Source organism: Agromyces sp. G08B096, assembly GCF_040267705.1.
Lineage (GTDB): Bacteria > Actinomycetota > Actinomycetes > Actinomycetales > Microbacteriaceae > Agromyces.
Map to the genome: position 1 here is coordinate 1,837,112 of NZ_CP158374.1, position 22,257 is coordinate 1,859,368.

Below are 22,257 nucleotides of genomic sequence, written 5' to 3' on the forward strand. Positions count from 1 at the left end.
CGTCCACGGCTACCCCAGGAGCCCGATCTCCGCGGCCCGCTCGACGGCGGCGCTGCGGGTGGTGACCTGGAGCTTGCGGTAGATCGACCCGACCTGGGAGCTCACGGTGTTGCGCGTCACGAACAGGCGGTCGGCGATCTCGGAGATGGTGAGGTGGGTCTGGAGGTACGGCACGAGGCGCAGTTCGGCGGGTGTGAGCGGCGAGCCGCCGAGCAGGGCTCGGCTCTTGTCGAGGGAGGCCCGGACGTCGTCGACGACGTCCGCCAGCGTCCCGATGGCGGGGCGGAGCCGCTGGAGCTCCTCGATCTCGTGCAGGAGGTGGGCGGCGGTCGCCGTGTTTCCGAGCGTGATGTACGCGCGGCTGAGTTCGATCCGCACCTTGATCGCAAAGACGGGCGTCACGTACGTGCAGAGCACCCGATCGCGCATCGCCCGGGCGAGGAGCCGCTCGGCGCGGGCCGTCTCGCGCCGTCGCAGCGCGATCCGTGCGGAGACGGCGAGGGCGAGGCAGGTGGTGAGGTAGCCGTGGAGCCCAGAGGCGTCGATCACGTCGAGGGCTCGCTCCGCATGTGCGCCGGCGGCGTCGAGCGAGCCTGCGTCGAGCTCGATGATCGCGAGCTCGGCTTCGCTCAGCAGGATCGAATCGGCGTTGCCGAACAGCATCGCCTGCCGGACGGACTCCTCGTACGCTGCGACGGCACCCTCGACGTCGCCGCTCAGCTGCAGCGCCCACCCGAGGAGGTGGAGCGCCTGGTCTCGCCAGGCGCTCGAGGGCGGTTCGCAGCTCACCCCGTAGGTGGCGTCCCGGAGCGCGGACTCCAGCCCGTCGCGCCACATGATGGCGCGCAGCATCGCCCGTCCGGAGGCCAGGGTCGGCAGGCCGAGTTCGGCAGGCCGATCGTCGTCCATGCGCTCGAGGAGGTTCGCCCAGTGGTCGGCCTCAGCGGCGTGCCCGTCGAGCACCGCGCGCAGCCCCGCGAGCACCACCAGCGGCGGGTACGAGCAGATCGCCGTCTCGCCGAGCTCGGTCATCCAGCGCTCGATCGCGGCGATGTCTCCCGCCTGGTAGGCCGACTGGGCTCGCTCGGCGACCAGCCGAACCGAGCGCTCGTGCTCGCCGCCGGCGAGCAGGTGATCGATCGCGTGCGACATCATCTCGTGCGTCTCGTACCAGGCGGCCGCGTCCTGGTGCAGCTGCGCCTCGTGGCCGGCCTCCTCGCGCTCCAGCTCGCCGAGGAGGAACTCGCGGAACAGCTGGTGATACCGGTAGCGACCCTGTCGACGGTCGACCGCCACGAGGAAGAGACCTCGTGATTCGAGGTCGTGCAGCGTGGCTTTCGAATCCACGCGGCCGAGCACCGCGTCGCTGCACGCGGCGATCACCTCGTCGAAGATCGCCGTGCGGCGCAGGAACTCCCGATCACTCTCATCGAGTCGCGCGAAACAGGCGCGGTACAGGTACTCCGCGATCGTCTGGTCGTCGCCCACGACTCCGACGGGGTCGCCGCCCTCACGTGCGACGAGGGCGGCCAGCGCGACGCCCGTCGGCCAGCCCTCGGTGCGTTCGAGGAGCCGATCGAAGTCGACGTCGGAGAGGCCGGCGGCTCCGAGCCGGACGAACACCTGGCGGGCACCGGCGGCATCGAGTCTCAGGTCGGCGGCGCCGATCTCGAGCACATCGCCCGTCGGTCGAAGCCGCCCGAGGAACGGTTGCGTCTGCCGGCTGGCGAGGACGACCTGCGAACCCGCAGGGATCCGCGCGAGCGCCACCTCCAGCACGTCCTGGCAGCCGTCGGCGGATGCCTCGTGCACGTCGTCGATCATGAGGACGAACGGATCGGGGACGCGCGAGATCGCCACGGCGAGCTTCGGTGCCATCTGTCCGAGCACCGCGGTGCCGACGGCTGGCTGTTCGGCGATGGTCATGAAGGTGTCGACCTCGGGGACGGCGGCCGCGAAGGCCGTGGCCAGCGCGCTCAGCAGTGCCGAGGGCTCGTTGTCGAAGGGGCGGAGCGTCAGCGACACCGCCGGCCGGTCCTCCGATCCCGCCCACTCGCGGAGCAGCGTCGACTTGCCGTACCCGGCGGGCGCCGTGATCGCCACGATCGATGCCGCGCGTCGCGCTCGTTCGATGATTCGGGCCCGGCTCACGAGCGGTCCGCGGTCTGGCGAGGCGGCGCGCTCGTCGACGGCCGGGCCGCCCGCACGGTCGGCCTGACGGAGAGCCCCCTCCTGCTCCATGGTTCGGAGTCTAGGGGACCCGTTTCGGCCACGGCCAGCGTTTCCGGCCCCGGCGGGTCGCCGGAGTGTACCCCCCGAACGCGTGGGGTTCCCGCCTCAGAGCCAGCCGTGATCGCGGGCGGCCGTGAACGCGGCGAGCCGGTTCTGGGCTCCGAGCTTGCCGATCGCGTTCGAGAGGTAGTTGCGCACGGTGCTCGGCGACAGGGAGAACTGCAGTGCGATCTCGTCGACCGTGGCGCCGGAGGCCGAGGCTCGGAGGACGTCTGTCTCGCGCCCCGTCAGCGGATTCTCGGCGGCCGCGAGGGCGTCGGCCGCGAGGTCGGGGTCGACGACGCGTTCACCGTCGCGCACGCGCCGGATCGCGTCCGCGAGCCGCTCGACGGGGTCGTCCTTCAGGAGGAATCCGCGTGCGCCCGCGCCGAGGGCGCGAGCCAGGTAGCCCGGGCGTCCGAAGGTGGTGACCACGATGACGGAGCAGTCGGGCACCGCCGTCCGCAGCGGGACGATGAGGTCGAGGCCGCTGCGACCGGGGAGCTCGATGTCGAGGAGCACGACGTCGGGGCGAAGCCGCCGTGCGGCGGCGACGACCTCGTCGCCGTGCTCCACGCCGCCGATCACCGTCAGGTCCGGCTCGAGATCGAGGAGGGCGGTGAGGGCGGTCCGCATCAGCCGCTGGTCCTCGGCGATGAGGATGGTGATCGGCTCGCTCATGTTCGCTCCTCGGCTGGCAGCGGGACGACGGCGCGAAGTCGGAAGCCGCGCGCCATCGGTTCGGCGGTCAGTGTGCCGCCGACCGATTCGATCCGCTCGCGGAGGCCGTCGAGCCCGGTGCCGGCGGCAGCGTCCGGCCCGGCCGCCTCGCTCGCGAGTCCGGCGGTTCCGTCGGGCGCGCCGTCGTCCGCGATCTCGGCGCGCACCTCGCGGCCGCCGACGGTGAGGGCGATGGTGCAGCGCCGAGCGGCGGCGTGGCGCAGCACGTTGGTGGCGCCCTCGCGGACGACCCAGCCGAGCATGGCGTCGATGGTGATCGGCAGGGCGCGGTCGGCGGGCACGACCCTGGTCTCGACCCCGGCGTCCTCGAGAGCGCGTCGTGCCCTCACGAGTTCTTCGGCGAGGCTGACGGAACGCGAGCCGGCGACCACCGCCCGGACCTCGCCGAGCGCCTCCCGCGCGATCGCCTCGATCTCGGCGACATGTTCGGCAGCGGCATCCGGCCGTGTCGGCATGAGCCTGCGGGCCGCCTCCGACTTCACCGCGATGACCGACAGCGAGTGCCCGATCAGGTCGTGGAGGTCGCGCGAGAAGCGCAGGCGCTCGTCGGCCACCGCGGCCACGGCCAGTCGCTCTCTCGTCCGGTCGAGCTCGCGGGCGAGCGCGACGTAGTACTGCACCAGGTAATTGCCGGCGCCTCCTGCGAACGCGGCGAAGCCGACGAGCACCGCCGTTTCCAGCGACGCGCTGCCGAACCCGACGGCCAGCGCACCGCTCACGGAGACCGCACCCACCACGCCCATCGCGAACCGACGACGGATCGCGACCGAGGCGGCCACCGCGAGCAGCGGGAAGAGCACGGCCTCGCCGTCGGGCCAGAGCACCAGGTACCCGGTGCAGCAGAGCAGCAGGGCGAGGAAGAGCAGCTCGGTCGTCGCGGTCGGCCGCCGCGGTGAGCCCGAGGCCAGTCGGACCGCGGCACCGAACACGGCACCGAGCAGGAGGACGAATCCGCACCGGGCCCAGTCACCGGTCGCGAGCCCCGCCACGAGCGGCGCCACGAGGAGCACCGGCGCGGCGATCAGCGCGAGCCAGGGCCCCGGCCGATAGGCGACCCAGGCCGGTGGCGCCGCCTCGTCCTGTCCTCGCCGGTCGATCGTCGTCATCACGTCACACTCCCCGCGCAAATCTACGTCAGCGCCCGGCGACGGCGTCTGCGGCCACGGCGGAGCGTCGCGCGGAGCTGCGCGGGAGCCCGACCATCAGCGTCGCCCCGGTCGCGAGGTGCATCGCCACGAGCGTGAGGACGACCGGCGCGGCGGCACCGGTCGTCGCCGGGCCGAGGAGCGAGAGCGCGAGCAGCGTCCAGCCGAGGATCGTGAAGATGCGCGCGCCGCGCCGGGCGAACCGTTCGAGGAGCGCGAGCACCGCCCAGGCGGCCGCACCTGCGATGAGCGCGACCGTGCCGATCGCGGCCGGGCCGACGGTCTGCGCCTGCACCCCGGAACCGATCGCGAGGTCGAGGCCAAGTCCGGGGACCGCGACCACCCAGACGACGAGCGGCAACGTGATGGCGGCGGCAAGGGTCGCGAGACGGCGGAGCCGCCGCCGCGCGTCGGTGGTCGTCGTACGCGCGTCGCCGACGGGTGCGTCCTGGTCTGAGGTCTGGTGAGCTCGTGTCGTCTCATGCATGAGATCGACGCTACGAACGTCTGCGCCGGGCCGGCAGAGACGAATGTCACCGATTCGACGGGATGGATGTCCCGTGATGCGAGTTCCAGTCGCACAGAGTCTCAGCCGGCGGCCGCGTGGCGCCCGTGCGAATCGAACACCTGCTCACGGATCACATCGAGCGTTCGGGCCACAGCGAGCGTCGCGGCCCGATCGTGTGCAGCGACCCGGCGCTCCCCTGCGGCGAGTGCGTCGGCGACAGCTCGGAGCATCGGCCGGAATCCAGACCCCTCTCGGGGATGCTCCACGCGCCCGGGCGAGTGGAGGATCGCCTCGGCCGAGCCCGCGTGGACTCTCCCGATGGTGCTGGCCCAGAACATCGGCTCGATCGTGATCCACCCGAGCGTGCCGCTGATCGTCGCGGACTGGTCGAGGAAGCCGATCGCCGAGCATCCGATGTCGGCCCGTGATCCGTTCGCGAAGATGAGCGTGGCGCGGGCCTCGACGTCGATTCCATCTGCGACGACTCCGGATGCGTGGACCTCGACCGGCTCTCCGAGCACCCACTGCGCCAGCGTGACGGCATAGATTCCTCGGTCGAGCACGGCGCTGTCGCCGCGCTCGGTGGTCCAAACCCGGCCGGTCGGCGGCGTCGGCATACCGAAGGTCGCCGAGATGCTTCGAGGTTCTCCCGTGAGACCGGCCTTCACGCGCTGGAGCAGATCGACGTGCAGCGGATTGCACTTCATCCACATCGCCTCCATCGCGAACACACCCGAGGCATCGGCGGCGTCGAAGATCTGCGCGATCTCTGCAGCGCTTGAGGCCATCGGCTTTTCGATGAGCACGTGCTTGCCTGCGGAGATCGCCTCGAGTGCGATCGTCGCGTGGGTCGCGATCGGTGTCGCGATGTAGACCGCGTCGACCTCGTCGCGTCGCAGCACCTCGGCCATGTCCGTCGTCGCGCTGGCGATCCCATACCGCCCGGCGAACACCGAGGTGCGTGTCTCGTCGCGACCCCAGACGACGATCACGCTGTCGTCGCCGAATACGGTCTGCAGGTCGGGAACGAGCTGGTGCGAGATCATGCCGGTTCCGAGAATCGCCCATCGCGTCATACGTTCCTCCTGAGAGAGGCGAGGGCGCGGTCGGCAGCGTCGATGACCGGGAGTTCGAGATCCACGACGAAGCCGCGCTCATCGTCGGCGAGGAGTTCGAGAGTCGCCAGTTGCGAGGCGAGCATCGATGCGGGCATGAAATGCCCGGTGCGCTGCCCGATCCGCTCCGCGAGCGCCTCCTCTGAACCGTGCACGTGCACGAAGGCGGGATCCGTTTCACTGACCCGGGTCAGGAAGACGCGGTACGAACGCTTGAGCGCCGAACACGACACCACGACCGGATGTCCCGCCTGGTGCTCGTCCCGGGCGCGGGCGGCGACCCTCGCGAGCCACGGCCACCGGTCCGCATCGGTGAGCGGGATGCCCGCGGCCATCTGGGCCTTCGCCTCTGCGGTGTGCAGGTCGTCGGCTTCCACGAGCACGGCGTCGAGGCGCTCGCTCAGCGCCGCAGCGAGGGTCGACTTGCCGGCGCCGGCCACCCCCATCACGACGACGACGGCCCGCGTGCCGGTGCCGGCCGCGGCATCCATCTGGCTCACCAGTCGTGGACCGTGCCGTCGAGGAGCCGGTTGTATGGCAGGTACGCCTGCTCGTACGGGTACTTCCCCGCTTCGTCGACGTCGAGTTCCACGCCCAGTCCCGGTTGGTGGCCGGGGTGCAGGTAGCCGTCGATCCAGGTGAACGACTGCTCGAACACCTGGTCGGTCTTCGCCCCATGCCGCATGTACTCCTGGATGCCGAAGTTGTGGATCGACAGTCCCAGGTGCATCGCCGCGGCCATGCCGACCGGACTGATGTCGGTGGGTCCGTGCATGCCCGACTTGATCTGATACATCGCGGCATAGTCCAGAGTCTTCTTGAGCGGGCTGATGCCGCCCATGTGCGTGACCGCCCCGCGCACGTAGTCGATGAGCTGGTCGCGGATGATGTCCTTGAAGTCCCACACGGTGTTGAAGATCTCGCCGATCGCGAGCGGGGTCGTGGTGTGCTGGCGCACGAGGCGCAGCGCCTCCTGGTTCTCGGCCGGGGTGCAATCCTCGAGCCAGAACAGGTCGTACGGCTCGAGGTCTTTGCCCAGGCGTGCCGCCTGGATCGGGGTCATGCGGTGATGTCCGTCGTGCAGGAGCGGCAGGTCGGGGCCGAACTCGTTTCGCACGGCCTCGAACACGCCCGGCAGATGGTTCAGGTACGCCCGGGTGTCCCAGTCCTCCTCCACGGGCTTCGCACCGCGCCGCGCGGGCTCGTGGTCGTATCGCACCGTCGCGTCACCCACATCGGCGCCCTGCGCCGCGATCCCGTAGATCGCCTTCAGCGTCGGCACCCCGGTCTGCACGCGGATGGCCCGGTACCCCTGCTCCTGGTGCGCACGGATCGAATCGAACAACTCGGGCAGCTCCTTGCCCGATGCGTGCCCGTACGCCATCAGCCCGTTGCGCGAGGCGCCGCCGAGGAGTTGGTACACGGGCATCCCGGCGGCTTTGCCCTTGATGTCCCACAGCGCCATGTCGACCGAAGCGATCGCCGCCATCGTGACCGGCCCCCGTCGCCAGTACGCGGACCGGTAGAGGAACTGCCAGGTGTCCTCGATGCGGCTCGCATCGCTGCCGATGAGCAGCGGCACGACGTGCTCCCGCAGGTAGGCGACGACGGCGAGCTCACGGCCGTTCAGGGTCGCGTCGCCGAGACCGGTCAGGCCGTCGGCGGTCGTCAGCTTCAGGGTGACGAAGTTGCGGTCGGGGCTGGTGACGATGACCTCAGCCCGGTCGATGATCGTGCTCATGTGTTGCTCCGTGGTCGCGGGGGGTCGTGGGCGGAAGTCGGATCAGGATGTCTGGAGTGCCTTGACGGCGGAGGCGACGCGCGCGGCGAACACCGCGTCATCCGCAAGCCGCGCATCGAGCGCGGCGAGCAGGGCGGATGCCTCGGCGTCGGCGACCGTGGTCGGGTCGATGCTGTTCGGGGCCGGTGCGGCCCCGGCACGGACGCCGAGGATCCAGGCCGCGATTGCGCCGGCGCATCCGCCTGCCTCTTTGCCTTCTGCGAGCTCGCCGAGTGCGACCGGGACGATGCGCAGCCGCACCTTGGTGGTGGAGTCCTGCGCGATCTGCGCGAGCCGGTGCTCGATCCGGGGGTTGCGGAAGCGTTGGAGGAGCGCGGCGCGGTAGTCGGCGAGGTCGAGTCCGGGGAGCTGGCGGGCGTCGTCGTCCCAGAGGGCCTCGACCAGGTCCCGGCAGACGGGATCGTCGATCGCGGTGCTCACTACCCGGTGACCGCGGGTCGGGCCGAAGGTCGCGAGCACGGTGTGTGCGCCGTTGAGCATCCAGAGCTTGCGCTTCTCCCAGGGCGCAAGGTCGTCGACGAACCGGGCACCGGTGGATTCCCAGTCGGGTCGACCGGCCGGAAAGTCGCCCTCGAGCGCCCAGTCCGAGAACGGCTCCGTCACGACCGGCGCCGCGTCCACCCATCCGGTGGCCCCGAGCAGCGCGCGGGACTCGGCATCCGAGTCGATCGCGGGCGTGATGCGGTCGACCGAGGTCGAGACGACCGAGACGGACTCGCTCAGCCACGCGACCAGTTCAGGCGAGACGCGGCCCGCGAGATCCATTAGCGCGCGTCGAAGCAGCCCGCCGTTGTCGGACAGATTGTCGCAGGACACGAGCGCGATCGGCCCGGATCCCGACCGGCGCCTGGCATCGAGGGCGAGCAGGATGCGGCCCAGCGCGGTCTCGGGATTCGCCTGTCCGAGTGCGCCGTCGCGGGCGAACGCGTCAGCCAGCAGCGAGAGGTCGGATGCCACAGCGGGAGCCTCGACGTCAGGGGCGCCGTCGCCGGCGAGCCGGTATCCGGCCTCGGTGATCGTGAGGGTCAGGATCGCGACATCCGGGCTCGCGACCGCCGCGACGAACGCGAGCACGTCGTCTCCGGCCTCGACGCGCACGATCGACGGCACGACCTCGAATCGGTCGCCGTCGGCTCCACGCTCGATGAGCGTGAAGAGGCCATCCTGGGGCGTGAGCCGGTCGACGAGGTCACGGCTGCGACCAGTGAACGCGACGATCCCCCACTCGGCGGCATCCGACGCGCGCGCGGTGTACCAGGCCTGATGGGCGCGGTGGAACGCACCCAGCCCGAGGTGAACGATCCGCTCCGGAGGTGTCGGCACGCCGGTCATGGTCCGCGACAAGCGGTGCGCTGCGGTGTCGTTCACAGCTTGAACACCTCTCTGGGGATCGCGTCGACGAGGTCGTCGATGACCCGCTCCGCGGCATCCATTCGCACCCGCCCCTCCACGACCAGGCGCGCGAGGAACCCGGCGTCGACGCGGCGCGCCGTGTCGTGCCGGGCCGGAATGGACAGGAACGCTCGCGTGTCGTCGATGAACCCGCTGCTGCGGTAGAAGCCAGCGGTCTCGGTCACCGCGGCACGATGGCGGGCGATCGCGTCAGGCGCGTCGAGGAACCACCATGGCGCACCGAGGTACACGCTCGGGTAGAACCCGGCCAGCGGTGCAAGCTCGCGCGAAGAGGTCGTCTCGTCGACCGCGAACAGCACGAGATGGAAGTCCCGCTCCAGCCCGTACCGCTCCAGCAGCGGGCGGATGCCGCGGGTGAACTCCGTCGCCACCGGGATGTCGTGCCCGGTATCCGGTCCGAAGCTCGAGAACGTGGCGCTCGAGTGATTGCGGAGCACGCCGGGGTGGATCGTCATGACGAGCCCGTCGTCGACGCTCATGCGAGCCATCTGCACGAGCATGTGCCCCCGGAAGGCTCGGCGTGCCGACGCGTCCGCGCTGCCCGCGAGCACGGCCTGGAAAAGGCGCTCGCCCTCGCCCGGATCGAGATCAACGGTGTACAACTCCTCGACGCCGTGGTCGGTGGAGACCGCTCCGTGGCGGATGAAGTGCGCGCGCCGGTCTTCGAGCGCGCCGAGATAGCCGGCGAAGTCGCCGGACCGCCCCGTCGCGGCGAGCAGCCGCTCCACGTGATCGGCGAAGCCGGCGGCATCGGGGTCGAGATAACGGTCGGGCCGGAACGTCGGCACCAGGCGGCCCGGGAGTCCGGATGCCGCGAGGGCGGCATGTTCGGACAGGTCGTCGAGCGGGTCGTCCGTCGTCGCGAGGAACCGGATGCCGAACCGCTCGAAGAGTGCACGCGGACGGAACTCCAGACGCTCGAGCGCCGCCGCGATCTCGTCATAGATCGCGTCGGCGGTGTCGGGCCCGAGCGGCGTCGTGATTCCGAGGACGCCGTCGAGTTCCTCCTCGATCCAGTAGCCCGACGCCGTACCCGCGAACCGGTGCCAGTTCGCGGCGAGCGTGCGCCAGACCGTGCGTGCATCGCGCCCAGCTGCCTCGTCGACGACCAGGTCGTCGAGGCCGACCCCTGCGGCGTGCAGGAGGCGCGTCACGTAATGGTCGCCCGTGACGAACAGCGCGACCGGGTCCGCGTACGGCTCGTCACGCAGGAGCAGCGAGGGCGGCACGTGCCCATGCGGCGAGATGATCGGGCTGCCCGCCACCCGTGCGTACAGGTCGAGCGCGACCGACCTCGTCGAGGAGTCGGCCGGCAGGAGACGTGCGGGATCTCGGAGCTGCATGGGTCACTTCGCGATGAGGTTGAGCTGGGCGTTCAACGCGGCGACATGTTCGATGGACACGCCACCGGCCTGCTTGATCAACTTCTCGACGCTCATTCGGTCGACGATGGCCTGCATGGCCGGTGGGATCTCCACGCCGTGGCCGACCTCGCCGCGGCTGGTCGCGACCGCTTCCATCACCGTGGCGATGACGCGGGCGCCCTCCTCGGACTGCTTGATGTCGCCGAGCGAGTCGCGAACGGAGAAGAACCCGGCGGGACTCGGCAACTCGGCTTCGTCGAACCAGTTCGCGATGCTGGTGGTGGGCATCACGCTCGCGTCCGGCACCTCATCGACCTTGCGCAGCGTGATGGTGTCGGAGACCCCTCCGGCTCGGGCGGTGATCTCGTGCTCGCCGGTCAGCGGCACCTGGAAGCGGAAGACCCGGCGGCCCTCGACCGCGCCGACGGCGACGCCGTCGACGGACAGCACGACCTGGTTCTGGTTCGAGTACACGATCACCTCGGTGACCTCCTCGGTCCGTTCGGCGCGGCGACGCCCGGCGACATGCACGAACGGTTCACTCGACCACGCCGCCTTGTAGACGTAGAACGCGTCCTTCTTCAGCGTCCGGTCGAACGAAACGAGCCCCTTCTGGTTGCGGCCCGGGACCCCGCCCTCGTCACGTCCGGCGGAGCCGAAGTCCGCGAGATTCCACACATGCGTGGCCCACAGCCACGGACGCGCCTCGATCATGCCGACCATGTGCTCGTGATAGAGCGCCTGATAACTCTCGGTGTAATCGCCCTTCTCGGGAGCGGCGGACTGGAACTGCACGTTCGCGTCCGCGCCGTACTCGGCCAGGCCGATCGCGATTCCGGGGTTGGCCGAATGGAAGTCGTCGAGCCACCTGTCGTTGTCGGCGACCTCTCCCACGTACCACCCGAAGTAGAGGTTGTACGACGTGACGTCGGGCAGGCCGACCAGAGGGTGGTCGGTCTCGAGGAGGAACAGGTTGGCCATGGCGGTCAGTCGGGTCGGATCGAGCTCGTGGGCGAGGTCGTTCAGCTCGCGGTGTACGGTGACCACTTCTTCGCCTGCTCCCGCGAGGGTGATCTCGTTCGACAGGCCCCACGAGATGATGCTGGCGTGATGGCGGTTCTGCACGATCAGCTCGGTGAGCTGGTCGCGAGCATTGCCGATCGCCCCAGGTAGGAACACCGTGATCTGCGGGATCTCGGCCCACACGACGAGGCCCGCCTCGTCGCACAGGTCGTAGAAGCGCTGGTCGTGCTGGTAGTGCGCGAGGCGCACGGTCGTGGCGCCGAGTTCTCGGATCAGGGCGAGGTCCTGCTGCTTGATCTCCTCGGTGATGGCATTGCCGACGCCCTCGAAGTCCTGATGCCGCGACACCCCGCGGAGCGGGTACTCCTCGCCGTTCAGCAGGAACCCGCGCTGCGGATCGACCTCGAATTCGCGGCAGCCGAAGCGCAGTTCGACGACATCGAGCACCCGCTCGCCGGCGAGGAGTTCGGCTCGCGCCGTGTACAGGTGCGGGTCGCGCAGCCCGTGCCAACGGCGGACGTGCTCGATCACGAGCGATGCGCTCGGCGCGCGGTCGGTGAGCGGCACGGTGACGGCCGCTTCGCCGTCGATGGCGAAGCGCACGCCGGTCGCCGACCCGCCCGGCATCGAAACCACGGCCGCGGTGAGCGTGACCTCGGCGCGGTCGCCGTCAAGAGTCGGGGTGACGGTCAGGCCGGGACCGCCGACGCCGGCGAGGTCGAAGTGTTCGCGGCCGACGGTGATCTGGCGCACCTCACGGTAGATGCCGCCGTAGAAGGTGAAGTCTGCCTGCTGCGGGTACACCCGCTCGTTCCTCGCGTTGTCCACGACCACGAGGAGCGTGCCCGATCCGTCGGCGAGCCCGTCCGTCAGGTTCACGCGGAACGTCGAGTAGCCGCCATCGTGGCTCGCGAGAAAGCGCCCGTCCAGGTACACCTCCGCTGACGAGTTCACTCCCGTGAACTCGATCCAGGTTTCAACGTCGGGTGCCTCCGCCTCGATCACACGCGCGTACGTCGCACGGCCGCGGCGGTAGTCGCCGCCCGCCTGCCCATCGATCGCATTCCAGGTGTGCGGCAGCACGACCTGCTCACCCGCGGCGGCGACCACGCCCCAGCTCGACTCCACGGGCAGTTCGAGGGGCGAGAAGGCCCAGCCCTCGTGGATGGATGTCTCCCGGCGGGCCGCAGGGGCAGCGGGCTGCGTCATGTGAGTCTCCTTCGACGAGAGTTCGCCGGCGCGCGCCGACTGGGCTCCAACCATATGAAGGACCAGCAGACGCGTGATAGAACTGATCACGCACAGTCAGAACTGATTCGGCATCTCCCTGCTGGTCATACGAACCGAGGCACGTACATGACGACGACGTCGCAGGCCCATACGCAGGACGCACTCCAGCCCATCGCGGCCGCGGTCGGCTCGGTCCTGAGCTGCCCGATCGAGCTCACCACGGATATCGCGCCGGCACTCGACGCGTTCGAGTCGGCGCACTGCCTCGACCCTCGTATCCAGCCCGCCTTCACCGCGTCGGTGCTCCGAGGATTCGTGCGCGACCTGGATCGGCAGGTCGTTCATGAGATCCGTGAGCCGCTCGGCATGGCGATCTCACTCGTCCGTTGGGGCGACCACCTGCTCATCATCGGCCCGTACACGCACGAGCCCCTGCATCCGGGTGTCGCCGAAGAGACCATGAGCAGGTTGGGCATTCCCAGCACCCATCTCCAGATGTACAAGCTCTACCGCACCCGATACCCGATCGTCGATGCCGAGTACGTCTACCGCGGAGCTGCGAGCCTGCTCAGCGCCGGGGGCGGCGAGGATCTCCTCGGCAGTCTCCGCGCGATCGAAGCGGAAGGAGGGGCGATCGGCCGAGGAAGCGGGGAAGCCCCGCAATCAGCCGCATTCGCGGTGATCGAAGAGCGGTACCGGCTCGAACGAGAGTTCATGGATGCCGTCGCCGACGGAGCATCCGAACGCGCGCTCGCCGCGCTGCAACGCATGGGGCGGATGCCGCAGACCATCAGTTACCTGAACACGCCGTTCCTCGGCACGACGATCCTGCGCATCATGGCCCGGGTGGCGGCGCAGCGCGGCGGACTCCCGCCGGTGACCGTCGACGCGATCTCGCAGGAGCATGCGCAGCGCCTTCATCGCGTCGGCCATTCGTCCGACCCGGAGCGTTCCGCGGCGTTCACCGCCCAGATGGTCGCGGATTTCTGCCGCCACGTGCGACGCCACCGCCAACGCGACTACCCGCCGTTGGTCCGCCGGGTCGCCGACGAGATCGACCTACACCTCAGCAGCCAGGTCTCCACGTCCGAGCTGGCCGATCGTCTCGGACTGTCCACGTCCACCCTCGCTCGCAGGTTCAAGGCCGCCACGGGCATGACCATCGCCGGGTACACCGCCCGGGAGCGGGCGGAGCGAGCGGCGCGACTGCTCGCGTCGACGACGCAGAGCGTTCGCGACATCGCACTGTTCGTCGGGTACGACGACGCGAACTACTTCGTGAAGGTGTTTCGAGAGGCACACGGCATGACGCCGACCGCCTACCGCGAACTCCACACGGCCTGACGCGCGCACGAGGGCCGCGGATCGTGCAGATCCGCGGCCCTCGACATCGACAGTCAGGCGAGGACGGCCTTGGCTTCGCTGTCCGCCGCCTGCAGCGCCTCCTTCTTCCCGGCGACCCGCTTCTGCACCTCGATCATCTCAGCGCGATCGAGCTTGTAGCCGCGCATGGCGATGAGCGTGCACGCCCAACCCAGGATCGGAAGCCCGAAGAAGAGCAGCAGACTCATCCAGAGAATCGGAGCGCTCGGGCTGTCCGTGGGCTGGGGCATCACGGTGGTGAACCCGATCAGCGCGACAGCGCCGAGTGCGAGCGTCGCCCCGAGCGACGAGATGATCTGGTCGACGATGTTGTACGTCGCGGTGACCGTCGCGGGCAGGAACTTGCCGGAGCGGTCGAGCTCGTAGTCGATCACGTCGGCCCGCATCGCACCCGATGCGACGGTGACGACCATGGAAGCCCCGTTCAGCAGCAAATAGACGAGGAAGAAGCCGATCGTGAGCGCCAGGTTGCCGAGGATCGACCCCATGTCGACCACCAGGCAGAACACGGTGAGGGCCATGGCCAGGATCAGGCAGATCCACGTCCAGGTCACCGTCGCGGCCTTGGAGCCGTGCTTACCGGTGTAGCGCGCACCGAAGATCGCGAACGCGATGCCCGGGAGGATGGCGATGAGCCCGAGCACTGATCCGAGCTGCATGTTGCCGAGCAGGATGCCCCACATGAGCGTGCCGATGACCGCCTGGGACTTCACCACCTGTGCCAGCTTGTCGGACGCGCCGCTGATCAGGAAGCGCTGGAACGGCCCGTTCTTCGTCAGGAGGTTCCACATATCGCGCATCGTGACGTCCGCCTTGGCGCGGTCGACTTCGAGGTGGGCGAAGTTCTCGGGCTTGTCGATCCGGGACACGCCGACGCAGGCGAGGATCTGGAGCACCAGCGAGCAGGCCACGTAGGTGATCGCGGTCTCGCTCAGCATGTCGACTGTGAACTCGTTGCCATGGCGCGGCAGGAACACCACGGTCGAGAGGATCGAGAAGACCGCGGGCACGAAGTACGCATAGACGGTTGACCACACCTGCACGGTGGGCCGCTGGCGGGGATCGTTGGTGAGCACGGGCCCGGTCATCTGCCCGGCGATGTCGTTCATCGAGGAGCCGACGATGTACACGACGTACATCGCGATGAAGAACACCGCGCCGAGCCCGGTGTCGGATGCCCAGACGAAGAGCATCAGGATCGCGAGCGACCGGATCGCCCATCCGCCGAGCATGAAGAATCGCAGCTTGCCGAACGGGAAGTTCACCTTCTCGATGATCAGCCCGAGCAGCGGGTCGATCAGCCCGTCGAAGACACGGGTGAACGTGAGGATGAGGCCGGCGGCGGCAACGGCGATCCCGTAGCCGGCGTTCTGCAGGTAGCTCATGAGGCCGACGAGGACGTAGAAGATCATCGCCGAGCCGTTGTTCATCTGGGAGAGGGCGATCTCCCAGGTCTTGGCACGGCGGTAGGTGACGCCGTCCGCCTCGCTAGCCGTCTGCTTCGGGTTACGCGCCATTGCGTGTTCACTCCTTCGGGAATCCGCTCGGGCGGTCGACGGGTCATTCCGTTGACCGCCTCATTGAGCCGAAGGCCACCATAGAAAGCTAGTGCGCCTTCGTGATAGAAGCCGCTGCGCGAGCATAGAAGAGAAAGGGCGGATCCTTGCGCAGCTGAAGGAGCGAATTCAATTCGCGGATCAGACCGCAGCCCGCGCAACGCGAACGCACCGTCGAACGCGTCGGTCGGGCCATGAACCCGTTGCGCTCGATCGCCTCGAACCCGGCGAAGACCAGGCGCGCGAGCGTGTCTTGCGCCTGGTCCTCCGTCGACGTGATCCGGCCGACGTGAATCTGCGAGATGGCCCGCAAGGGCAGGAGCTATGCGGTCACCGACGTTAGAGCGTCTCGCCGGCGTCCGCCAGGAGCGTGCTTCCCGTCATGATCATCGAGAGGTCGCTGGCGGCGAAGAGCACGACGCGCGCGATGTCGTCGGGCGTGCCCAGGCGTCCGATCCGACTCTGGTTCATGACGTCGAGCGACGGCATCTCGACGCCGGCGGCCGCCGCCGCCTCGGCGCCGGCCTTCGCGGCGGCGAGGTTGCCCTCGGTCGGAACGAAGCTCGGTGCCACGCCGAGCACCCGGATGCCGAGCGGAGCGAGATCCACTGCGAGCGACTTCGTCATGCCGAGCGCGGCGTGCTTCGACCCCACGTACGCCGTCATCCCAGGGAACGCCACCTGCACGCCCGCGGTCGAGATGATGTTGATGATGACGCCGCCGGATCCGTCCGTCGACATCCGGCGTGCCGCCTCGCGCGAGCCGAGGAACACGCCGCGTGCGTTGACCGCGAAGGTCGCGTCCCACATCTCGTCGGGCATCATCGTGACCGGTGCGTTCGGGAAGATGCCCGCGTTGTTGACCCAGATGTCGATCCCGCCGAGTTCGGCGATGGCGAGGTCGGCCGTGGCGGCGACCGATGCCGTGTCGGTGACGTCGGCGCGCGTGCTCAGGCCACGGACGCCGTAGCGTTCGGCGAGCTCCGCGGCAGCGGCGCGGGCGGCATCCTCATTGAGGTCGACGAGCAGGAGGTCGGCGCCCGCCTCAGCGAGGCGGGCGCCGATGGCCTTGCCCAGCCCCTGCGCAGCGCCCGTGACGACCGCACGGCGCCCGTCCAGCGAGATCAGGTCGGTCAGCGAGCGTGCGGAGACGTCCGCGAACGGGAAGCTCATGCTGCCGCCTCCGTCGACTCGAGCGCGTTGCGCTGCGCGACCTGGCCGAGCCAGGCGAGGCTTGGCTTGGGGGTGCGCACGAACGTGTCGCGATCGACCGCAATCAGGCCGAACGTCGGCTCCCAGTGGCCCCACTCGAAGTTGTCCAGCAGCGACCAGTGCAGATAGCCGCGCACGTCGATGCCGTCGGCGATGGTGCCAGCCAGGCCACGCAGCGCCGCGTCGGTGTACCGGATGCGCTGCGCGTCGTCGGCGGTTGCGATGCCGTTCTCGGTGATCACGATCGGGGTGTGCTCGCTGACCTCCCACGCGTGGCGCACCGCCATCGCGAGCGAGTCGGGCCGGAACGCGGTCCCGACGAGCGTGTTGTCAGGGTGCGGCGGGTGCGGCACGAGGCCGTTCGCGTCGACCTGCTGGCTCGAGTACGCCTGCACGCCGACGAAGTCGTCGCCGCGACTGCCCTCCCAGTAGACATCCTCCTTGCCGTACCGGATCTGCAGCAGCTTCTCCTCGCCGCCTGAAGCCGCGGTCAGGGCGCCCGCCGCGATCGTCCAGCCGACCTTGGCGTTGGTGCGCTCGCGGACGATCGCACGCGCGGCATGGTGGATGCCCGTGAACATGCGCCCGATCTCAGGATCGGCGTAGGTCAGGAACTCGCTGTGCGTCTGCTTCTTCTCCTCGTCGCCGTCGGCTTCGATCGTGGGGCTCGTCCAGTCGCCGCCGGATGCCGCGAGGTGCCGCATCGCGGTCATGATCGCCGCCTGCATGTTCGGCTCGTTCATCGTCGCGACCCACTCGACGCCGTCGAGGATCGTGCACGCCTGCTCGACGTACGTGCAGAAAAGGGTCTCCGCCTCGGGGCCGTCCCACCCGCCCAACGCAGCGAACCACTGCGGCGTCGTGAAGTGCTGCAGCGTCACGACCGGCGTCACGCCCAGCTCGAGGCAGAACTCGATCATGCGTCGGTAGTGCGCGAGTTCGGCCTTCGAGAAGTGCCCGCGCACCGGTTCGATGCGCGACCACTCCAGGCTGAACCGATACGACGTGAGCCCGGCATCGGCGAGCAGGCGGATGTCCTCCTCGTACCGGTGGTAGCTGTCGACTGCATCGCCGGAGAGCTCCATGCCGGGCATCATCTGCTCGCGGGCCCACCAGTCGCTGTTCACGTTGTTGCCCTCGATCTGGTGGCCTGCCGTGGCTGCGCCCCAGAGGAATCCGTCGGGGAAGGTGGTCATGCGTTGGTCCTCTCGTTCAGTGTGTGCGTGGTGTCGGAAATCGGGGCGGATGCCTCGAATCGGCCCGCTCCGATCAGGTGTTCGGTGCCGTCGGGCAGGATCACGAGGGCTCGCGTTCCGGAGGGGATCTCGGCCGTCAGCTGCATCTGCTCGCCTTCGATACGCCACTCGACCGCGATGGTGCCCTGCGGGCCGTCGTGCGAGCCGCGCGCCCAACGGACGCCGCCGCCCGGGACGGGCTGGACCACGACCTGCTCCCAGCCGATCGAATCAGCGCCCTGCCGGAGCCCGAGCGTGTGGGTGTGCAGAAACCGCATCGCGGCGCCCTTGCTGTAGTGGTTCAGCGACTCGTGGGCGTCGCCGTGCTCGTCGATGCCCTCCCAGTCCTCCCAGACCGTGGTCGCCCCGCGGTCGAGCATGTACCGCCATGACGGCGCGGTGCGCTGCTGGAGCAGTTCGTACGCGACATCCGCCCGCCCGTGATCGGCGAGCACCGGCAGCAGGTCGCCGGTCGCGAGGAAGCCGGTGCCGACATGCGTGCCTGCCTCCCTGATCAGCTCGACGAGCCGGTCGACCGCACGTTCCCGCAGCCCTTCGGGAATCAACCCGAACGCGAGGGAACGCACGTAGGCGGCCTGGGTGTCGGTCGTCGTCGTGCCGTCGGCCCGCAGGTACGCCTGCCGCCAGGCGTCGGCGATGCGGTCGGCGGTCGCCGCGTAGCGGGTCGCATCCGCTGTACGCCCGAGGACGCCCGAGATGGCGGCGAGGGTCGAGGTCGACCGGTGCAGGTAGGCCGTGCCGACCTCGCCCTTGTCGGCCATGAACCAGGCCATCGGGTTGTGCTTGATCGGGTCGATGCGCTTACCGTCGGCGTCGCGTTCTTTGGGCTCGGTCCACTCGCCCCAGTGGAAGGTGCCGTCCCAGAGGTATTGCTCGAATGGCTCGGGCTCGACGGAGGCCTCCGCGCGCGCGAGGTGGCGGGTCGTACGCGCCTGCTCGAGCGCCCAGTCGACCCAGCGCACCATCGCATCGAAGTTCTCGGCCAGTACCAGTTCGTCGCCGTACGAGCGGTACAGCTCCCACGGAACGGCGACGATCGCGTCGCCCCAGCCCGCCGAACCGGTCATCATCGCGAACTGGTCGTCGAGGTGGTGCTTGATGCGGCGCCCGTCGGGCGAGAAGTTCGCGATGCGGCCGTCGTCGAGCTGGTCGTCGCGCACCGAGCGCAGCCACTTGCGGCTGAACCCGTGCACGTCGTACAGGCGCGTCGCCATGGGCACGAACACCTGGTAGTCGCCGGTCCACGCGAGCCGCTCGCGGGTCGGGCAGTCGGTGGGCACGTCGACCGCATTGCCGCGGAAGCTCCAGTCGGCGATCTCGTGCAGGCGGTTCAGCGCGTCGTCGCTGCACGCGAACGCACCGGTACGGCGCAGGTCGGACTGTACGATGCGCATCTCGAGCGCGGCCGGATCGAGGAGTCGAGCGGATGCCGCTCCCGCACCGCTTCCGGCGGCCCTCGTGATGCGGGCGTAGCGGAAGCCGTGCACCGTGTGACGCGGTTCGAACTCGCCGCCGTGCTCACCCGCAATCACTTCATCACGCTGCACGAAGGTCTTGCGTCCGCCGTCGGGTCGCTCGGAGTCGAGGTGCGACGTGTCGAGATCACCGTCGCGATCGAGCGCTTCGCCGTACTCGAGCACCGTGCGGGTGCCCGGTGCTCCGAGGTCGCGCAGGCGGATCCATCCGGAGGCGTTCTGCCCGAAGTCCGCGATCCAGACGCCATCGGCGATCGCGCGGAGTTCCTGCACCGGACGTGTCTCGACGACGCGGACGGGCGGCGCGGGCGACCAGTCGATCGCCGGCGGCGCATCGACGACGTCGACGAGCACCGAGGACTCGGGTGCCTCGAGCACCGAGAGGTCGAGCGTCTGTCCGTCCATGAGGTCGGCCCGCGTGATCGCCGAGCGACGACTTGTCCAGGTGCTGTCGCTGCGCACGACCTGCCGGGTTCCGTTCGCGAACTCGAGGTGCAGCTCGGCACGGGCGCCGAGCGTTGCGCCCCACCCGGCCGGAAGGCGGAAGGCGCCGACCTGGCCGCGGTACCACCCGTCGGAGAGTTCGAGCTCGATCGTGTTCTGGCCAGCCCGGACAAGGGCCCTGACATCCGCCGCCTGCGCGTAGAGCGTGCGGTCATACGATGTGGAGCCCGGAGCAAGCTCGATCGAGCCGGCGCGCGAGCCGTTCACCGTCGCCGTGTAGACGCCGAGCGCGGTCGTGTAGAGACGGGCGGAGACGACCTCTTCGACGACCTCGAAACGGCCCGTGAGCACGTGCGCGGCACGTTTCCCGTATCCGGCGTCCGCCGCCGAGCCCACCTCGGGTTCGACCGGCGAGATCCAGTGCGCGCTCCAGTCGGCGTCGAGCAGCCCGACCTCGAAGTCGGCCCACGGCGACCACGCGGGTTCCGACGACGTGGTCTCAGCGGACGCGTCGGCGGGGCGTACGCGCCAACGCACGCGCCGACCGCTGGCGAGGTCGTCGAACGGCCAGGACACCAGGCGGCGACCGGTCACCTCGGCGACGACGGGCTCGGCATCGTCGATCACCGCCTCGACCAGGTAGGCGGCGCGGAGCTCACGATCGACTGGGTCGTGCCATGAGAGCCGCGGCATGGTGCCGGTGACGGTGAAGCCGTCGCCGCCTGCGTCGACGACGAGTTCGGAGGGTGCGGTGGGCAAGATGGATCGCTTCCGTTTCGTTGCGGCTGAAGGATCGGGGCGGGGAGGGTCCGCGTCAGCGGATCGACTTGACCTTGAGCAGGATGATCAGTCCGCCGAGCAGGGCGAACACCGCGCCGGTCAGGTACAGCAGGGTGTAGTTCTTCACGCCCTCGGCTGCGCCGATCATGATGACGAGCCCGGCGAGGAGGGGTGCGACCGCGCTCGGGATCTTCTGGGCGAACTGGATGACGGCCATATAGCGGCCGGCCTCGTTGCGCTCGGGAATGATCGCGTACACTATCGCCTGGTCGACGGTCGCGAACACGGCGATCGCGAGTTGCATGAGCACGGCGCCGACGACGATCTGCGGCAGCGACCACGCCGTGGCCTCCGTGACCGCACCGACGACGAACAGCACGGCCGCGATCATGACGAAGAGACGTCGACGCTGGAGCTTGTCGGAGAGGAATCCGCCGACGATCGCACCGATCGCGGCGGCGAGCACGCCGACCATGCCGACCGTGGCGACCACCCCGGCCACCTCGCGCACGGGCATGTCGAGTCGCTGCGCATAGAAGAAGGTGCCGAACGTGGTGTTGAAGTACAGGCCGATGAAGAAGACGAAGCGTCCGAGCCAGTTCCACGCGAAGTCCGGGTACTTGCGGATGTTGAACCCGTAACTCGCGACGACGGACTTGAGCGTGACCTGATTCGACGGTGCGAGCCCCTTCGAGCTTCCTTCCGGCTTGATCAGCGGGAACAGTGCGAGGAGGACCGCACCGATCGCCCCGGGAACGACGAAGACGAGGAACGTGTTCGATGACACCGCGTATGCCACACCGATGCCGAGCACCGGCGCGATCTGCGTCATGAGCCCGGTGAGCGCCGAGACCTTGCCGCGCTGCGCCTCGGGCAGCTTGTCGGCCTGGATCGTCTGCAGGGCCGCGCCGGCGATCGACCAGCCGACCATGCCGAGCACCCACCCCGCGCCCACGATGAGCAGGCTCGGGGCGAGGCCGATGACGACGAGTCCGGAGAGTCCGATGGCGGCACCCAGGTAGATGAACGGGCTGCGGCGGCCCAAGCGCGAGCGCGTGCGATCGCTCCAGATCCCGACGAGCGGGCTGAGTACGAGATAGACAACTTGCGCGATCCCGGTGATGAAGCCGAGCACCTCCTCGTGGCCCGGCGCGAGTTCGGTGATGCGCACCGCGATGCCGTACGAGAGCGGCACCATCATGGCCATCGACGCGCCGAAGCTCGCAAGCATCAGCCAGACGATGTATCCGCGACTCATCGGCTGCTGCGGCTCGTCGCCCGCGCTCTCGACCACCGGCGCGACATCCGCGTCGGACACGGCGAGGCCCACGGCGTGCCCCGCGCTCGGCTCGTTCTTCGTCACCATTGACTCCTTCACCGGTGAAGCCGACCACGCGATCGTACGCGGGCCGCGCTGAGGTACTCCTCAAAAAGTAACCACATTGGTTACGCGTGGCCAAGAGTAACCACAGCGGTTACGATTGGCAAGTCGACGTCGATCAGGGTCTGCCAGACTCGACGAGTACGCCGACGGGGAGAT

General features: G+C 69.2%; 17 protein-coding genes. 1 reads left to right on the forward strand and 16 read right to left on the reverse strand.

The genetic code is table 11. The features are described from left to right. Positions 1-9: 9 nt before the first annotated feature. The 10 genes from ABIQ69_RS08905 to ABIQ69_RS08950 form a co-directional block, all read right to left on the reverse strand. The gene (locus ABIQ69_RS08905; RefSeq protein WP_350346768.1) at positions 10-2,241 is read right to left on the reverse strand and encodes an AAA family ATPase; all 2,232 of its coding nucleotides are present in this window, start codon (positions 2,239-2,241) and stop codon (positions 10-12) included. A 96-nt stretch (positions 2,242-2,337) separates the two neighbouring features. Then, complete coding sequence (locus ABIQ69_RS08910; RefSeq protein ID WP_350346769.1) at positions 2,338-2,952, reverse strand: response regulator transcription factor; 615 nt, start codon at positions 2,950-2,952, stop codon at positions 2,338-2,340. Next, positions 2,949-4,118, reverse strand: coding sequence for a histidine kinase (locus tag ABIQ69_RS08915; protein WP_350346770.1), 1,170 nt, complete (start codon positions 4,116-4,118; stop codon positions 2,949-2,951). Before ABIQ69_RS08915 ends, ABIQ69_RS08910 begins: the two co-directional genes overlap by 4 nt. A 28-nt stretch (positions 4,119-4,146) precedes the next feature. Continuing rightward, the gene (locus ABIQ69_RS08920) at positions 4,147-4,644 is read right to left on the reverse strand and encodes a DUF6069 family protein (protein ID WP_350346771.1); all 498 of its coding nucleotides are present in this window, start codon (positions 4,642-4,644) and stop codon (positions 4,147-4,149) included. A gap of 101 nt (positions 4,645-4,745) precedes the next feature. Next, positions 4,746-5,741, reverse strand: coding sequence for a Gfo/Idh/MocA family oxidoreductase (locus ABIQ69_RS08925; RefSeq protein WP_350346772.1), 996 nt, complete (start codon positions 5,739-5,741; stop codon positions 4,746-4,748). Next, complete coding sequence (locus ABIQ69_RS08930) at positions 5,738-6,271, reverse strand: gluconokinase (protein ID WP_350349995.1); 534 nt, start codon at positions 6,269-6,271, stop codon at positions 5,738-5,740. The genes ABIQ69_RS08925 and ABIQ69_RS08930 overlap by 4 nt, the downstream gene beginning before the upstream one ends. 5 nt (positions 6,272-6,276) lie before the next feature. Next, complete coding sequence (manD, locus tag ABIQ69_RS08935) at positions 6,277-7,521, reverse strand: D-mannonate dehydratase ManD (protein ID WP_350346773.1); 1,245 nt, start codon at positions 7,519-7,521, stop codon at positions 6,277-6,279. A 42-nt stretch (positions 7,522-7,563) separates the two neighbouring features. Next, complete coding sequence (locus tag ABIQ69_RS08940) at positions 7,564-8,904, reverse strand: mannitol dehydrogenase family protein (protein WP_350346774.1); 1,341 nt, start codon at positions 8,902-8,904, stop codon at positions 7,564-7,566. A 41-nt stretch (positions 8,905-8,945) separates the two neighbouring features. Beyond that, positions 8,946-10,337 carry a glucuronate isomerase gene (gene uxaC, locus ABIQ69_RS08945; protein WP_350346775.1) on the reverse strand — a complete coding sequence of 464 codons (1,392 nt, stop codon included), beginning with the start codon at positions 10,335-10,337 and terminating at the stop codon, positions 8,946-8,948. Positions 10,338-10,340: 3 nt separating this feature from the next. Beyond that, positions 10,341-12,590: a glycoside hydrolase family 2 TIM barrel-domain containing protein gene (locus tag ABIQ69_RS08950; RefSeq protein WP_350346776.1), complete on the reverse strand. Its 2,250-nt coding sequence runs from the start codon at positions 12,588-12,590 to the stop codon at positions 10,341-10,343. Positions 12,591-12,737: 147 nt separating this feature from the next. On the opposite strand from ABIQ69_RS08950, the gene ABIQ69_RS08955 reads away from it, so the two are divergent. Next, positions 12,738-13,955 (forward strand): AraC family transcriptional regulator, encoded by a 1,218-nt coding sequence (locus ABIQ69_RS08955; protein WP_350346777.1) that lies wholly within the window; start codon positions 12,738-12,740, stop codon positions 13,953-13,955. A gap of 53 nt (positions 13,956-14,008) precedes the next feature. Here ABIQ69_RS08955 and ABIQ69_RS08960 read toward each other — a convergent pair whose 3' ends face one another. From ABIQ69_RS08960 to ABIQ69_RS08985, 6 genes are all read right to left on the reverse strand, one after another. Next, positions 14,009-15,511 carry an MFS transporter gene (locus tag ABIQ69_RS08960; RefSeq protein WP_350346778.1) on the reverse strand — a complete coding sequence of 501 codons (1,503 nt, stop codon included), beginning with the start codon at positions 15,509-15,511 and terminating at the stop codon, positions 14,009-14,011. Between the two features lie 88 nt (positions 15,512-15,599). After that, the gene (locus ABIQ69_RS08965) at positions 15,600-15,863 is read right to left on the reverse strand and encodes a hypothetical protein (RefSeq protein WP_350346779.1); all 264 of its coding nucleotides are present in this window, start codon (positions 15,861-15,863) and stop codon (positions 15,600-15,602) included. 26 nt (positions 15,864-15,889) lie between these two features. Then, on the reverse strand, positions 15,890-16,723 hold the full coding sequence (locus tag ABIQ69_RS08970; RefSeq protein WP_350346780.1) for an SDR family oxidoreductase: 834 nt from the start codon (positions 16,721-16,723) through the stop codon (positions 15,890-15,892). Further along, positions 16,720-17,958, reverse strand: coding sequence for a family 1 glycosylhydrolase (locus ABIQ69_RS08975; RefSeq protein WP_350346781.1), 1,239 nt, complete (start codon positions 17,956-17,958; stop codon positions 16,720-16,722). Before ABIQ69_RS08975 ends, ABIQ69_RS08970 begins: the two co-directional genes overlap by 4 nt. Continuing rightward, positions 17,955-20,696: a family 78 glycoside hydrolase catalytic domain gene (locus ABIQ69_RS08980; RefSeq protein ID WP_350346782.1), complete on the reverse strand. Its 2,742-nt coding sequence runs from the start codon at positions 20,694-20,696 to the stop codon at positions 17,955-17,957. Before ABIQ69_RS08980 ends, ABIQ69_RS08975 begins: the two co-directional genes overlap by 4 nt. A gap of 55 nt (positions 20,697-20,751) precedes the next feature. Further along, positions 20,752-22,083 (reverse strand): MFS transporter, encoded by a 1,332-nt coding sequence (locus tag ABIQ69_RS08985; RefSeq protein ID WP_350346783.1) that lies wholly within the window; start codon positions 22,081-22,083, stop codon positions 20,752-20,754. Between the last annotated feature and the right edge of the window lie 174 nt (positions 22,084-22,257).